Raw genomic sequence first — 13,991 nt, forward strand, 5'->3', positions numbered from 1 at the left:
AAATTATAATTCCCCTAACTCCCCACTAATGGTCGTCGCCATGAATACCCCCAAGGGCTCCAACCCCCTGCTCGACTTCTCCGGCCTGCCCCGCTTCGCCGAGTTCAAGCCCGAATACGTCACCCCGGCGGTCGACGCGTTGCTGGCGGAGTGCCGCGCCGCGGTCGCCCGCGCCGAGGCCGCCGACACGCCGGCCGAATGGGACGCCTTCGTCGCCCCGCTCGAGGATGCGAACGAGAAGCTCGGCCGCGCCTGGGGCCAGGCTTCCCACCTGCACTCGGTCATGGATTCGCCCGAGTTGCGCGAGGTCTACAACGCCAATCTGCCGAAGATCACGGTCTATTACGCCGAACTCGGGCAGAACGAGGCCTTGTACGCCAAATACAAGGCCCTCGCCGCGAGTCCCGCGTTTGCCGCGCTGTCGCCCGCCCGCAGGAAAGTCGTCGACAACGAGTTGCGTGGCTTCCGTCTCGGCGGCGCCGAGCTGCCGGCCGACAAGAAGGCGCGCTTCATGCAGGTGCAGGAGGAACTCGCGCAGTTGTCCACCAAGTTCGAGGAAAACCTGCTCGACGCGACCAACGACTACGCGCTCATCATCGACGAGAAGGGCGAGCTCGCCGGCATTCCCGACGACGTGCTGGAAGCCGCGCGCGCCGCGGCCGAGGCCGCCGGCACCACCGGCTGGAAGTTCACGCTGCACATGCCGTCCTACCTGCCGGTGATGCAGTACGCCGACAGCCGCGAACTTCGGCAGATCCTTTACCGCGCCTACGTCACCCGTGCCTCCGAGTTCGGCAAGCCCGAGCTCGACAACACGCCGCTGATCGCGCGCATCCTCAAGCTGCGCCGAGAGTCCGCCGAGTTGCTGGGTTTCAAGAGCTACGCCGAGGAGTCGCTCGAAGCCAAGATGGCCGAATCGCCGCGCGAGGTGCTGGATTTTCTCGACGAGCTCGCCGCGCGTGCCCGCCCCTACGCGGAGAAAGACTACACCGAACTCAAGACCTTCGCCCGCGACGAACTGGGCCTGGACGAGGTCGAAGCCTGGGACACGACCTACGTCTCGGAAAAACTGAGCGTCGCGCGCTACAGCTTCTCGGACCACGAAGTGAAGCAGTATTTCCCCGAGCCGCGCGTGCTCGCAGGCCTGTTCCGACTGATCGAAACGCTGTACGGCCTGCACATCCGCGAGGACAACGCGCCGGTGTGGCACCCCGACGTGAAGTTCTACACGCTTTACGACCGCGCCGGCCAGCGCATCGGCCAGTTCTACCTCGACCTCTACGCGCGCGCCTCGAAGCGCGGCGGCGCCTGGATGGACGACGTCATCACCCGCCGTCGCCTGCCTTCACTCGATGGGCGGGCAGAGGGCATGCAGACGCCGGTGGCCTACCTGAACTGCAATTTTTCTGCGCCGGTGGGCGACACCCCCGACGGGGGCAAGAAACCCGCGCTGTTCACCCACGACGAGGTCATCACGCTGTTCCACGAGATGGGCCACGGCCTGCACCATCTGCTGACCCAGATCGAGGAGCTGGGCGTCTCCGGAATCAACGGCGTCGAATGGGACGCGGTCGAACTGCCGAGCCAGTTCATGGAAAACTTCTGCTGGGAATGGGACGTGCTCAAGCACATGACCGCCCACGTCGATACCGGCGAGCCGCTGCCGCGCGTGCTGTTCGACAAGATGCTCGCGGCGAAGAACTTCCAGGCCGGCCTGCAGACGCTGCGCCAGATCGAGTTCGCGAGCTTCGACATGCATCTGCACGACGATTTCGACCCGAACGGCGTACGCACCGCGCAGGATCTGATCGACGACATCCGCAAGAAGGTCGCGGTCATCATCCCGCCCGCGTACAACCGCTTCCCCAACAACTTCTCGCACATCTTCGCCGGCGGCTACGCGGCCGGCTACTACAGCTACAAGTGGGCCGAAGTCCTGTCGGCCGACGCCTATGCGCTGTTCGAGGACGAGGCCGAGGGCTACGGCGGCGTGCTGAATCCCGAGGTCGGCCACCGGTTCTGGAGCGAGATCCTGGCGCAGGGCGGCGCGCGCCCGGCGCTCGAGTCGTTCAAGGCCTTCCGAGGCCGCGAGCCGACGATCGACGCACTGCTGCGGCACAACGGCATGGCGTGAGCCGTCGTCGACGTCCCGGGTCGGGCACCGCGCGCCGGCCCCCGTAGATTCATCGTACTCAGGCCCTGAAATGCCTTGCGGGTAAAGCCGCAGCCGCCGGCGCCGTTACAACGAGGAATCACGTTATTTCGGAGTACGGCATGAAAGCAGGCATCCTTGCCCTCACGGCAGCTCTGGTCGCGGGGAGCGCGCCGTTGGGCGCCGCCGGCCTTTACGAATGGAAGGACGCCCAGGGGCGCAAGGTCTACAGCGACCTCGCGCCCCCGATCGACGCCCGCAACGCGCAGCAGAAGCGCTTCACGGGCAGCGTCGTCGAAGGCGGCGAGTCCTACGCGACGAAGACCGCGCGCGAGAAACACCCGATTACGCTCTACGCCAACGCCTGCGGCATCCCCTGCGACCAAGCGCGGCAACTGCTCGCCGAACGCGGCGTGCCGTTCAACAGCAAGGACCCGCAGGCGAGTCCCGAAGGCCAGGCCGAACTGCAGAAGCTGACCGGCCGCCTGAGCGTGCCCGTGCTCGTCGTCGGCACCGAGCGCGTCGACGGTTTCGAATCCGGCCGCTGGCACACCGCGCTCGACCGGGCAGGCTATCCGAGCTCGGCCATCCCGGGCCGCAAGCTCGCGCCGCCCGCCGCGCCAGCGTCGGAGCCCACGCCAGCACCTGCACCCGGCGAATAGGCACCCCGGGGACAGCCGCTCGCCGTGCCGCGAGGCGGCGCGCGCTTGGCCACGCTGCGGTAAACTCCGCGCCATGAAAATCGCCGCCTGGAACGTCAACTCGCTCAAAGTCCGCCTGCCGCAACTGCTGGATTTTCTCGCGACACGCCGGCCCGACGTCGTCTGCCTGCAGGAAACCAAGGTCCCCGACGACGCCTTTCCGTCCGTCGAGCTGTCGGCGGCGGGGTATCGCGCGGTCTTTTCCGGGCAGAAAACCTATAACGGCGTCGCGATCCTGAGTCGTTCACAAGCCACGGACGTGAGCGTCGGCATTCCGGGCTTCGGCGACGAGCAGAAGCGCGTCATCGCGGCGACGGTTGAAGGCACACGCGTCGTCTGCGTCTATTGCCCGAACGGCCAGAGCCCCGATTCCGACAAGTATTTCTACAAGCTTGCCTGGTTCGATGCGCTCTCGCTGTGGCTCATGGAGGAGCTTGCGCGCCACCCAAGGCTGGCCGTCCTCGGCGACTTCAACATCGCGCCTGAAGATCGCGACGTCCACGATCCCAAGGCGTGGGAAGGTTCGGTGCACGTGTCACCGCGCGAGCGCGAGCGCTTCCAGGCGTTGCTGCAGCTCGGTCTCAAGGACAGCTTCCGCCTGTTCGAACAGCCGGAGAAGAGTTTCTCGTGGTGGGACTACCGGATGATGGGGTTTCGCCGCAACCACGGCCTTCGGATCGACCATATCCTGCTAACCGACGCGCTCGCCGCGAGCTGCACCTCGAGCACGATCGACCGCGACATGCGCAAACTCGAGCGGCCGTCGGACCACGCGCCGGTGCTGGCGGAGATCGGCGTCTAATACTGCACGACCGCAGGGTCCAGGCTGCGCCATAAATACCAGGTCGCGACCGTCCGCCACGGCGCGTGGCGTTCGCCGTGCGCGCGCAAGACCTTCGGCGTCGGCCGAACGCCTTCGAGATAATGCAGCGCGACGGCCTTCTGCAGACCGATGTCGTCGACCGGCCAGACGTCGGGGCGCTGCAGATTGAAGATCAGGAACATCTCCGCGGTCCAGCGGCCGATGCCGCGCACGTCGACGAGCTCGGCGATGACGTCCTCGTCGTCCATGCGCTTCCAGCGCGAAGGCTCGACGCGGCCGTCGATGAAATGCCCGGCGAGGTCGACGAGATATTCGACCTTGCGTCGCGACAGCCCGCAGGTCGCGAGCGTGTCGCGATCGAGTGCGACGAGCCGGGCAGGCGCCACCGCTTCCATCAGCGCAGCGAAACGGGCCCAGATGCTGTCGGCGGCCTTGACCGAGATCTGCTGGCCGACGATTGCGCGCGCGAGGGTCTGGAACGGGTCGCCGCGGTTGCCGAGCACGCAGTCGGGATAGCGCGCGATGAGCCCGGCCATGACGGGGTCGGCCGCGGTGAGTTCACTGCAGGCGGCGTGCCAGTAGTCGGGGGGACGGGCGGTCATGGCATCGCCGGGATGGAGTTCATTACAAGATGGAACAATCGCGCCCCCTGACCCCTGACCCCTGACCCCTGACCCCTGACCCCTGACCCCTGACCCCTGACCCCTCACAGCAGGATGATGTCGTACTGCTCCTGCGGATAGGTCGTCTCGACCTGCAGCGACACCGGTTTGCCGATGAAGTCGATGAGCTGGGCGAGGCTGCCCGATTCCTCGTCGAGGAACAGGTCGATCACGCTTTGTGCCGCGAGGATGCGGTATTCACGCGCGTCGAACTGGCGAGCCTCGCGCAGGATCTCGCGCAGCACGTCGTAGCACACGGTCTGCGCGGTCTTGATTTCGCCGCGACCGGCGCAGGTCGGACAGGGCTCGCAGAGCACGTGCGCGAGCGATTCGCGGGTCCGCTTCCGCGTCATCTCGACGAGGCCGAGCGTGGAAAATCCGCTCACGGTCGTGCGGGTCGGATCGCGCGTGAGTGCTTTCTTCAACTCGGTCAGCACCGCATCCTGATGCTCGACGTTGTCCATGTCGATGAAGTCGATGATGATGATGCCGCCGAGGTTTCGCAACCGCAATTGGCGCGCGATCGCCTGCGCGGCCTCGAGGTTGGTCTTGAAGATCGTGTCGTCGAAGTTGCGCGCGCCGACGAAGCCGCCGGTATTGACGTCGACCGTCGTCAGTGCCTCGGTCTGGTCGATGATGAGATAGCCGCCCGACTTGAGGTCGACGCGGCGCCCGAGCGCCTTGGCGATTTCGTCCTCGATCGCGTGCAGGTCGAACAGCGGCCGGTCGGCGCCGTAGTGCTGCAGCTTGTCGAGCACGGCATGGGTGTAGTTCTGCGCGAACTCGGCCATGCGCTGGTAGGTTTCGCGCGAGTCGATCAGGATGCGCGTCGTGTCGCGGTTGACGAAGTCGCGCAGTACGCGCAGCGACAGGTCGAGGTCCTGATAGAGCAGGCACGGCACGACGCAATTGCCGCGCGACTGGATGCTGCTCCACAGGCGTCTGAGGTAGTCGATGTCGGCGAGCATCTCGGCGTCCTCGGCGGTCTCGGCCATCGTGCGGACGATGAATCCGCCGGTCGCGTCCTGCGGAATCAGCTGGTGCAGCTTCTGGCGCAACTGTTCGCGCTCTTCCTCGCCTTCGATCTTCTGCGAGATGCCGATATGGGTTTCCTGCGGCAGGTAGACGAGGTAGCGCCCTGCGAAGCTGATCTGCGTCGACAGCCGCGCACCCTTGGTGCCGATCGGGTCCTTGATCACCTGCACCATCAGGTTCTGGCCTTCGTGCAGGATCTGCTCGATCGGGCGTTCCGTCTCGCCGTTGTGGCGCTCCTCCCAGATGTCGGCGACGTGCAGGAAGGCCGCGCGTTCGAGCCCGATGTCGATGAAGGCCGACTGCATCCCGGGCAGCACACGCACGACGCGCCCCATGTAGATGTTGCTCACGAGTCCGCGGCATTTGGCGCGCTCGATGTGCAGCTCCTGGACCGCGCCGAGGTGGAGCACGGCGACGCGCGTTTCCTGCGGCGTGACGTTGACGAGGATTTCTTCGCTCATGGTGCAGCGGCGGCGCTCAGACGGCGAGACCGAATTCCCTCAGTAAGGCGGCAGTCTCGTATAACGGCAGACCCATGACGCCGCTGTAGCTGCCCTCGAGATATTCGACGAACGCCCCCGCCCGCCCCTGGATGCCGTAGGCGCCGGCCTTGCCAAGATACTCACCGGTTTCGAGGTAGCGCGCGATGAGCGCGTCGTCGAGCGCGCCGAATTTGACCCGGCTCGATGACAGCCGCACGTCGACCCGCGACTCGTGCTGCACCGCCACCGCCGTGTGCACCCGATGCTCGCTGCGCGAGAGCCGTGCCAGCATGGCCTTTGCGGCCGCGCGGTCGGCGGGTTTGCCGAGAATGTCGCCGTCGAGTTCGACGACCGTGTCGGCGCCGAGCACGGGAAAGCGCAACAGCCGCCGCAGGTCGACCGCACGCCAGCCGCAGGCCGCTTTCTCGGTCGCCATGCGCCGGGCGAAGTCGGGCGCGGCCTCACCGGCGTGCGCCACCTCGAGCACGTCCATCCGCCCGGAAACGGCACGCAGGGGCAGCACGTCGTAGGCGATGCCGATCTGTTTCAGAAGTTCGCGGCGTCGCGGCGATTGCGAAGCCAGGTAGATGCGTTTGTCGACCAGCATTTTTTCGTTATTCCCCCTCAATCCCGATGGTAGGGATGCCCCTTGATGATGCATGCGGCACGGTACAGCTGCTCGGCGAGGATCACGCGCGCGAGCGCATGCGGCAGTGTAAGCCGCGACAGGCCGAAGAGCTTGCCGGCGCCGGCCTTGACGCTGTCGTCGAGCCCGTCGGCACCGCCGATCACGAACGCGGGCGTGAGCCCCTCGCCCATCCAGTTCTCGAGCCAGCCCGCGAGCTCGCGCGTCGTCGCCTGCGTGCCGCGTTCGTCGAGCACGACGCGCACCGCGCCGGGCGTAATAGCGGCGAGGATGCGCGCCGCCTCGAGCTGGCGGGCCCGCGCGCCGTCCGCGCCCGCCACCCGATGCCCCGGCTTGATCTCGGTCAACGCGAGCTGCAGATCGCCCGGCATGCGCCGCACATAGTCCGCATACCCCGCGTTGATCCAGTCCGGCATCTTGTGCCCGACTGCGATGAGCTGCAGCTTCATGCGGCCTAGCGTGTCGCCTTGCGTACGCGCGCCGCTTCGCCGGCCCCCCACAGTTCTTCGAGATTGTAATGCGCGCGCACGGCCGGCAGCATGACGTGGACGATCACTTCGCCGAGGTCGAGCAGGACCCAGTCGCCGCTTTCCTCGCCTTCCATGCCGCCGACGTGCTCCCCGGCCTCCTTCACTTTTTCGCGTACGTTGTCGGCGAGTGCGCGCGTCTGCCGGTTGGAGTCGCCGCTCGCGATCACCATGCGCTCGAACAGCGAGGTGAGCTTGCTCGTGTCGAGCACCGCGATGTCGCGCGCCTTGATGTCTTCGAGCGCGGCGACGACGAGTCGGGTCTTGTCTTCAATGTTCATGGCTGTATATAGAGTCGATGTTCGTGAATGTAGTCGAGCACAGCGTCGGGCAGCAGATAACGTGCGCTCTCGTGGCGGGCCAGCGCGGTCCGGATCGCGGTCGCCGAAATGCCGAGCGGCGTCATGGCCTGCATGCGCACGGAGCCGGCGGGCGCGTCGCGCGTTTCGTGATTCCGGCGCTGGGCAATTTCCTGTTGTAGTTCAGACGACGGCTCGCCGGTCTGCGCCCCCCCATTCGGCCGGGTCGCGACCGCGAGATGCGCGAGCTCGAACAGCCGCCGCCATTCGTGCCAGGTCGGCAGGCTGAGGAAGGCGTCGCCCCCCAACAGCAGCCAGACGGGAACCTCGGTTCCGAGTTCCGCGCGCAGGGAAGTCAGGGTGTCGACGGTATAGCTCGGGCCCGGCGCGGCGACCTCGCGGCCGTCGACGGTAAAGCGCGGGTTGCCCTGCACGGCGCGGCGCGCCATTTCGAGCCGGTGCGTTGCCGGCGTACGCGGCGTACCGCGGTGCGGGGGCTGCCCCGCCGGGATGAACAGCACGCGTGCGAGGCCGAGCGCCTCGGCCATTTCCTCGGCCAGCCGCAGATGGCCGAAATGAATCGGATCGAAGGTACCGCCGAAGACGCCGACAGCGTGCATCGCTAGGCGCGCACGTGGCCATCCCCCAGCACGACCCATTTCTGGCTCGTAAGCCCCTCGAGGCCGACCGGCCCGCGAGCGTGGATCTTGTCGGTGGATATGCCGATCTCAGCGCCGAGTCCGTACTCGAAACCGTCGGCAAAGCGCGTCGATGCATTGACGACGACACTGGCCGAATCGACCTCGCGCAGGAAGCGGCGCGCGCGGCCGTAGTCTTCGGTGACGATCGCGTCGGTGTGCTGGGAGCCGTGGGTGTTGATATGGATCATCGCGGCGTCGAGGTCGTCGACGACCTTGACCGCGATGATTGGCCCCAGGTATTCCTCGTACCAGTCCGACTCGACGGCCGGCCTGAGCTTGTCGGCCGGGACGCCCGCCGCCTGCAGGATCGCCAGCGACTCGGGACAGCCGCGCATCTCGACGCCCTTGCCGGCCAGCATTGCGCCGATCTGCGGCAGCGCTGCGGCCGCAACCGCGCGCGCGACGAGCAGTGACTCGGTCGTGTTGCAGGTGCCGTAGCGCTGGGTCTTGGCGTTCTCGACGATCTTCACGGCTTTGGCGAGGTCCGCGCGGTCGTCCACGTAGACATGGCAGTTGCCGTGCAGATGCTTGATCACCGGCACGCGCGCCTCGCCGGTGATGCGCTCGATCAGACCCTTGCCGCCGCGCGGCACGATGACGTCGACGTAGTCCTTCATCGTGATGAGTTCGCCGACCGCGGCGCGGTCGGTCGTTTCGACGACTTGCACCACGGCGGCCGGCAGGCCGGCAGCCTCGAGGCCTTCGCGCACACAGGCCGCGACGGCCTGGTTGCAGCGCAGCGCCTCGGAACCGCCGCGCAGGATCGCCGCGTTGCCGGACTTCAGGCACAGCGCGGCCGCATCGGCGGTCACGTTGGGGCGGGCTTCGTAGATGATGCCGATGACGCCGAGCGGCACCCGCATCTTGCCGACCTGGATGCCCGACGGGCGGAATTTGAGGCCATCGATCTCGCCGACCGGATCAGGCAGCGCCGCGATCTGTTCGAGGCCCTCGGCCATGCCGGCGACCGTCTTCTCGCTCAGTTGCAGGCGGTCGAGCAGCGCGGCGTCGTAACCCGCGGCGCGGGCGTGTTCCATATCCTGTGCGTTGGCGGCCAGGAGCCTGGCGGCGTCGCGCCGGATCGCCGCGGCCATCGTGAGCAAGGCGCGGTTCTTCTGCTCGGTGTCGGCGCGCGCGATCGCGCGCGAGGCCTCGCGCGCCTGCCTGCCGAGGGTCTGCATGTAGCTTTTCACGTCCATCATCGTGTCCTGTTTTCGCGGCGTTCACCGCCGGCAAGTGTCATCGCAGCGCGCAGCAGGCTGTCCCACGGATCGCCTATGCGGTCCAGGCCTTTCGCCTGGCGGTCGACCCCTGCGAGCGCGCCCAGCGCGGCCTCGATCTGCGTCATGCTCAGGCGTTTGAGTGCGCGCTCGATCTGCGGAGCGCGCTGCTTGTCGCGTCCCCACAGCGTCCGCATCAGCGCGGGCAGGCTTTCGCCGTTCGACTGGGCCAATTTTAGCCTGAGCAGCAACTGCACCGCCGACGCCACCTGCCACAGGATGGCCGGCACGGCCTCGCCGCTGTCCTGAAGATCCTTCGCCACCTGCGCGAAGCGCGCGGCGTCGCCGGCGTACAGCGCATCCTGCAGCGCGTCCGCCTCGAGGCGACTGACGTCGACCACGGCATGCTCGACATCGGCAAGCGTCACGGCGCCGGGCGGCAACAGCAGGGCGAGCTTGTCGATCTCCTGCTGCGCGGCCAGGAGATTTCCCTCGACCTGGTCGGCGAGGAATTCGAGCGCCGCGCGTTCGGCGTGCAATCCCTGGCGGGCGAGCCGGCGGTCGATCCACGCCGGCAATTGCGCGCGCTCGACCGGGCGCGCCTCGACGACGACGGCGCTTTTGGCCAGCGCGGTGAACCAGCGGCTTTGCTGGGTTTTCCTGTCGAGCCCGGGCAGGCTGACGAGCGTCAGCGTGTCGGCCGGCAGCTTCGCCGCGTAGGCCTCGAGCGCCTTGGCGCCGTCGACGCCGGGCTTGCCCGAGGGAATGCGGATTTCGGTGAGCCGACGTTCGGCGAACAGCGAAAGATTGTCGGCGCCGGCGAAAATGCCCTGCCAGTTGTAGCGCCCCTGCGCGGTGTGGACCGTGCGCTCGCTATAGCCGGCCGCTCGCGCGGCAGCGCGGATCGCGTCGCCCGCTTCCTGCGCCGCCAGCGGCTCGTCGCCGACCAGCACGTAGAGCGGGGCGAGGCCGCGCGCAAGCTGCTCCGGCAGACGGTCGCTCGTGACGTTCAAGTGTCGCCGCCGAGCGCCTGCAGCCGGCGCAGGATCCGCCGCGCCGCGCTGTCTTCCATGTCGCGGTACAGCAGCTGCTCCTCGGCGCCCTTGGCCAGCAGTTGCGAATCGTCATAGGTCATGTCGCGGTTGAGTTCGAGGGACTCGGGCTCGGCAAGAACCCGTTCGTCCGGGCCGACGATGCTGTAGGAAAGCGTGAGGCCGAGCCGGTATTCGGTCACGCGCCCGGCGCCCGACAGCGAAAGGATCCTCTTGCTGCGTACCTCCTGCGTCAGCTTGAGCAGCGCTTCGGCCTCACCGGGCACCGTCACAAGCCGTGTCTTGCGGTTCGCGGTCAGCAGGCTGCGCAGGCGTTGCGCGACCGCGCTGCCGCCTGGCGCGTCGAGATAAAGGCTCTTGAACGGGATGCCCGCGGTGCGGCGCAGTTGGAAGCCGCAGCCCGCAGCAAGCGCGGCCGGCAGCACGGCGAGGAAGAGGCGTCTGTTCATGCGACGATGTTAACCAAACGCCCGGGCACGACGACGACTTTTTTCGGTGTCTGGCCGGCGAGGTACTTCTGCACTGCCTCACTCGCCAGTGCCGCGGCCTCGATGGCCGGCTTGTCGGCACCTGCGGCGACCCGGATCTGGCCGCGCAGCTTGCCGTTGACCTGCAGCATGAGTTCGATCTCGTCCTGCACGAGCGCTGCCGCGTCGACCTCGGGCCAGCGCATCGCGGCGCCCGGCCGCAGCTCGGCATGAATCGCCTCGCCGACGTGGGGGACGATCGGGGCGAGCAGCACGGCCACGGCCTCGAGCGTTTCCTGGCGCACGGCGCGGGTGTCGGCGTCCATGCCGTCGAGTTTCGCCAGCGCGTTCATGAGTTCCATGACGGCCGCGATCGCCGTATTGAATTGCTTGCGGCGCTCGATGTCATCGCCGACCTTCTGGATCGTCTGGTGAAGTTGGCGGCGCAGCGCCTTGAGCGGCTCCGGAAGCGCGCCGCCCGCCCGCGTCACGACCGGCCCCGCCTGCACGTGTTCGTAGACGGTCTTCCACAGCCGTCGCAGAAAGCGATGCGCGCCCTCGACGCCGGCGTCCGACCATTCGAGGCTCTGCTCGGGGGGCGCGGCGAACATCGTGAAGAGCCGCGCGGTGTCGGCGCCGTACTGGTCGATCAGCGCCTGCGGGTCGACACCGTTGTTCTTCGACTTCGACATTTTCTCGGTGCCGCCGACGACCACGGGCTTGCCGTCGGCCCTGAGCGTCGCGACGCCGTCCTTCGTTTCGACGTCAGCCGGGTTGAACCAGGTCTTCTTGCCGCCCGCGTCCTCGCGGTAATAGGTGTCGGCGACGACCATGCCCTGCGTCAGCAGGTTGGCGAACGGCTCGTCGCTCGCCACCAGGCCCTCGTCGCGCATGAGCTTGTGGAAGAAGCGCGCGTAGAGGAGGTGCAGGATCGCGTGCTCGATGCCGCCGATGTACTGGTCGACCGGCAACCACTGGTCGGCGCGCGCGTCGAGCATGCCGTCGGCGTAATCGGGACAGGCGTAGCGCGCGTAATACCAGGATGACTCGACGAAGGTGTCCATCGTGTCGGTTTCGCGCCGCGCCGGTGCGCCACAGGCGGGGCAGGTGCAATTGACGAAGTCGGCGCGCTTGTTGAGCGGGTTGCCGGAACCGTCGGGCACCACGTCTTCGGGCAGCACCACTGGCAGTTGCTCGGCCGGAACCGGCACGTCGCCGCAAGTCTCGCAGTGGATGATCGGAATCGGGCAGCCCCAGTAGCGCTGTCGCGAGATGCCCCAGTCGCGCAGGCGGAACTGGGTTTTCTTTTCGCCCAAGCCCTTGGCGGCGAGGTCGGCGGCGATCGCATCGACCGCGGCCTCGTAGCCAAGGCGGTCGTACTTGCCGGAATTCACGCATTGGCCGCGTGTCTTGTCACCGTACCATTCGGCCCAGGCGTCGAGCGAGAAGGTCTCGCCGTCGACGCCGATGACCTGCTTGATCGGCAAGTCGTATTTCTTGGCGAAGCCGAAGTCGCGCTCGTCGTGCGCCGGCACAGCCATCACCGCGCCCTCCCCGTAGCTCATCAGCACGTAATTGCCGACCCAGACGGGAACTTCTTCGCCGGTGAGCGGATGGGTCACCTTGAAGCCGGTGTCCATGCCCTTCTTTTCCATCGTCGCCATGTCGGCTTCGGCCACGGAGCCCTGCTTGCACTCGGCGACGAACGCGGCGAGTTCGGGATTGTTCTCGGCGGCGCGCGCGGCGAGCGGATGCTCGGCGGCGACGGCGACGAAAGTCACACCCATCAGGGTGTCGGCTCGGGTGGTGAACACCCACAGTTTTTCCTGACTGCCGTCGAGTTCATACGGGAAGGCGAGGCGCACGCCGGTGCTCTTGCCGATCCAGTTCGCCTGCATGGTCTTCACGCGCTCGGGCCAGCCCGGCAGCGTGTCGAGGCCCGACAGGAGCTCGTCCGCGTACTGGGTGATGCGGAAGAAGTACATCGGGATGTCGCGCTTCTCGACCAGCGCGCCCGAGCGCCAGCCACGGCCGTCGATGACCTGCTCGTTGGCGAGCACCGTCTGGTCGACCGGGTCCCAGTTGACCGTCGCCATCTTCTTGTAGATCACGCCCTTCTCGAACAGCCGCGTGAACAGCCACTGCTCCCAGCGGTAGTAGTCGGGCTTGCAGGTAGCGAGCTCGCGCGACCAGTCGATGGCGAAACCGAGCGCCTGCAGCTGCGTGCGCATATGGTCGATGTTGGCGTAGGTCCACTGGGCAGGCGGCACACCGTTGGCGATCGCCGCGTTCTCGGCCGGCAGACCGAAGGCGTCCCAGCCCATCGGCTGCATGACGTTGAAGCCGCGCAGTGCGTGGTAGCGCGCGAGCACGTCGCCGATGGTGTAGTTGCGGACATGCCCCATGTGCAGCTTGCCCGACGGATATGGGAACATCGACAGGCAGTAGTATTTCGGTCGGTCGGAAGCGTCCGCGGCGCGATAAGTCTGGTCGGCGGTCCAGCGGGCCTGGCCGGCGCGCTCGATTTCGGAGGGGAGATATTTTTCTTGCATTGCGGCAACCGCGGGGAATCAAGGGCGCGATTATACCGTCCGGCCGCGGCGGAACGCGCCCGCAAGCCGCTACGCCGCGCGCTTCGGCCGCGCCGCGACGGCGCTTCTGTCAAACGAGGAGAAAACCCGATGAGAACGCCCCTGACGATCGCCCTGCTCGCGCTTCCGCTCGCCCCGCAGGCAGCGCAACCCGACCTCCTGCCGGTTAGGCAGATCAGCCTCGAACTCGCGCGCGACCTCGCGTCGGCCGCGGTCGACGCCTGTCGCAAGGACGGCTACAACGTCGCGGCTGTCGTGCTCGACCGCACCGGCGACGTCCAGGTCGCGCTGCGCGACACGCTCGCGAGCCGCCACACGCTCGAAATCGCGGCCCGCAAGGCCGGCATGAGCATCATGTCGGGCAGCGATTCCGGCGAATTCCGCAGCGCCCGCGACGACATCCGCCCCGAGCTCAACCATATCGATGGCCTCATCGTCATGGACGGCGCGCTGCCGATCCGCGCCGCCGGCAGCCTCGTCGGCGCGATCGGCGTCTCGGGCGCGCCCGGCGGTGACAAGGACGCGGCGTGCGCCGCCGCCGCGCTAAAAGCGGCCGAGGAGCGCCTCGAATTCGCGCCCTGATCCCGCCTCGCGGCGCGCCGGCCGCCGAGTGACAAGCGCCCCCGGGCGCGG

14 protein-coding genes are annotated in these 13,991 nt (G+C 67.4%); 4 read left to right on the forward strand and 10 right to left on the reverse strand.

Annotation, left to right across the window (positions count from 1 at the left end):
- The first annotated feature begins 40 nt into the window (after positions 1–40).
- The 3 genes from TBD_RS12215 to xth all read left to right on the forward strand — a co-directional run bounded on the left by TBD_RS12215 (position 41) and on the right by xth (position 3,655).
- Positions 41–2,134 carry a M3 family metallopeptidase gene (locus tag TBD_RS12215; RefSeq protein ID WP_041433241.1) on the forward strand — a complete coding sequence of 698 codons (2,094 nt, stop codon included), beginning with the start codon at positions 41–43 and terminating at the stop codon, positions 2,132–2,134.
- Between the two features lie 140 nt (positions 2,135–2,274).
- A complete protein-coding gene (locus TBD_RS12220; RefSeq protein WP_011312946.1) occupies positions 2,275–2,814 on the forward strand; it encodes a glutaredoxin family protein in 540 nt (179 codons plus the stop codon).
- A 73-nt stretch (positions 2,815–2,887) separates the two neighbouring features.
- On the forward strand, positions 2,888–3,655 hold the full coding sequence (gene xth / locus TBD_RS12225) for an exodeoxyribonuclease III (RefSeq protein ID WP_011312947.1): 768 nt from the start codon (positions 2,888–2,890) through the stop codon (positions 3,653–3,655).
- Here xth and TBD_RS12230 read toward each other — a convergent pair.
- The 10 genes from TBD_RS12230 to leuS all read right to left on the reverse strand — a co-directional run bounded on the left by TBD_RS12230 (position 3,652) and on the right by leuS (position 13,319).
- Positions 3,652–4,278, reverse strand: coding sequence for a DNA-3-methyladenine glycosylase family protein (locus tag TBD_RS12230; RefSeq protein ID WP_011312948.1), 627 nt, complete (start codon positions 4,276–4,278; stop codon positions 3,652–3,654). The two genes, xth and TBD_RS12230, sit on opposite strands and share 4 nt — an antisense overlap.
- A gap of 104 nt (positions 4,279–4,382) precedes the next feature.
- On the reverse strand, positions 4,383–5,834 hold the full coding sequence (gene rng / locus TBD_RS12235) for a ribonuclease G (protein WP_011312949.1): 1,452 nt from the start codon (positions 5,832–5,834) through the stop codon (positions 4,383–4,385).
- A 16-nt stretch (positions 5,835–5,850) separates the two neighbouring features.
- Positions 5,851–6,462, reverse strand: a complete 612-nt coding sequence (locus TBD_RS12240; protein ID WP_011312950.1) for a Maf family protein — start codon at positions 6,460–6,462, stop codon at positions 5,851–5,853.
- A 17-nt stretch (positions 6,463–6,479) separates the two neighbouring features.
- Complete coding sequence (gene rlmH, locus TBD_RS12245) at positions 6,480–6,950, reverse strand: 23S rRNA (pseudouridine(1915)-N(3))-methyltransferase RlmH (protein ID WP_041432758.1); 471 nt, start codon at positions 6,948–6,950, stop codon at positions 6,480–6,482.
- Positions 6,951–6,955: 5 nt separating this feature from the next.
- Entirely contained in the window at positions 6,956–7,309 is a 354-nt protein-coding gene (rsfS, locus tag TBD_RS12250; protein WP_011312952.1) for a ribosome silencing factor, read from the reverse strand.
- Entirely contained in the window at positions 7,306–7,947 is a 642-nt protein-coding gene (nadD, locus tag TBD_RS12255) for a nicotinate-nucleotide adenylyltransferase (protein WP_041432759.1), read from the reverse strand. Before nadD ends, rsfS begins: the two co-directional genes overlap by 4 nt.
- 2 nt (positions 7,948–7,949) lie before the next feature.
- Complete coding sequence (locus TBD_RS12260) at positions 7,950–9,227, reverse strand: glutamate-5-semialdehyde dehydrogenase (RefSeq protein ID WP_041432760.1); 1,278 nt, start codon at positions 9,225–9,227, stop codon at positions 7,950–7,952.
- A complete protein-coding gene (gene holA / locus TBD_RS12265; RefSeq protein WP_011312955.1) occupies positions 9,227–10,261 on the reverse strand; it encodes a DNA polymerase III subunit delta in 1,035 nt (344 codons plus the stop codon). The genes TBD_RS12260 and holA overlap by 1 nt, the downstream gene beginning before the upstream one ends.
- Positions 10,258–10,749, reverse strand: coding sequence for an LPS assembly lipoprotein LptE (lptE, locus tag TBD_RS12270; protein ID WP_011312956.1), 492 nt, complete (start codon positions 10,747–10,749; stop codon positions 10,258–10,260). The genes holA and lptE overlap by 4 nt, the downstream gene beginning before the upstream one ends.
- A complete protein-coding gene (gene leuS, locus TBD_RS12275; protein WP_011312957.1) occupies positions 10,746–13,319 on the reverse strand; it encodes a leucine--tRNA ligase in 2,574 nt (857 codons plus the stop codon). Before leuS ends, lptE begins: the two co-directional genes overlap by 4 nt.
- A gap of 129 nt (positions 13,320–13,448) precedes the next feature.
- On the opposite strand from leuS, the gene TBD_RS12280 reads away from it, so the two are divergent.
- Positions 13,449–13,940 carry a GlcG/HbpS family heme-binding protein gene (locus tag TBD_RS12280; protein WP_011312958.1) on the forward strand — a complete coding sequence of 164 codons (492 nt, stop codon included), beginning with the start codon at positions 13,449–13,451 and terminating at the stop codon, positions 13,938–13,940.
- The last annotated feature ends 51 nt before the right edge of the window (positions 13,941–13,991 follow it).

The organism is Thiobacillus denitrificans ATCC 25259 (genome assembly GCF_000012745.1).
GTDB classification, from domain to species: Bacteria; Pseudomonadota; Gammaproteobacteria; order Burkholderiales; family Thiobacillaceae; genus Thiobacillus; species Thiobacillus denitrificans_B.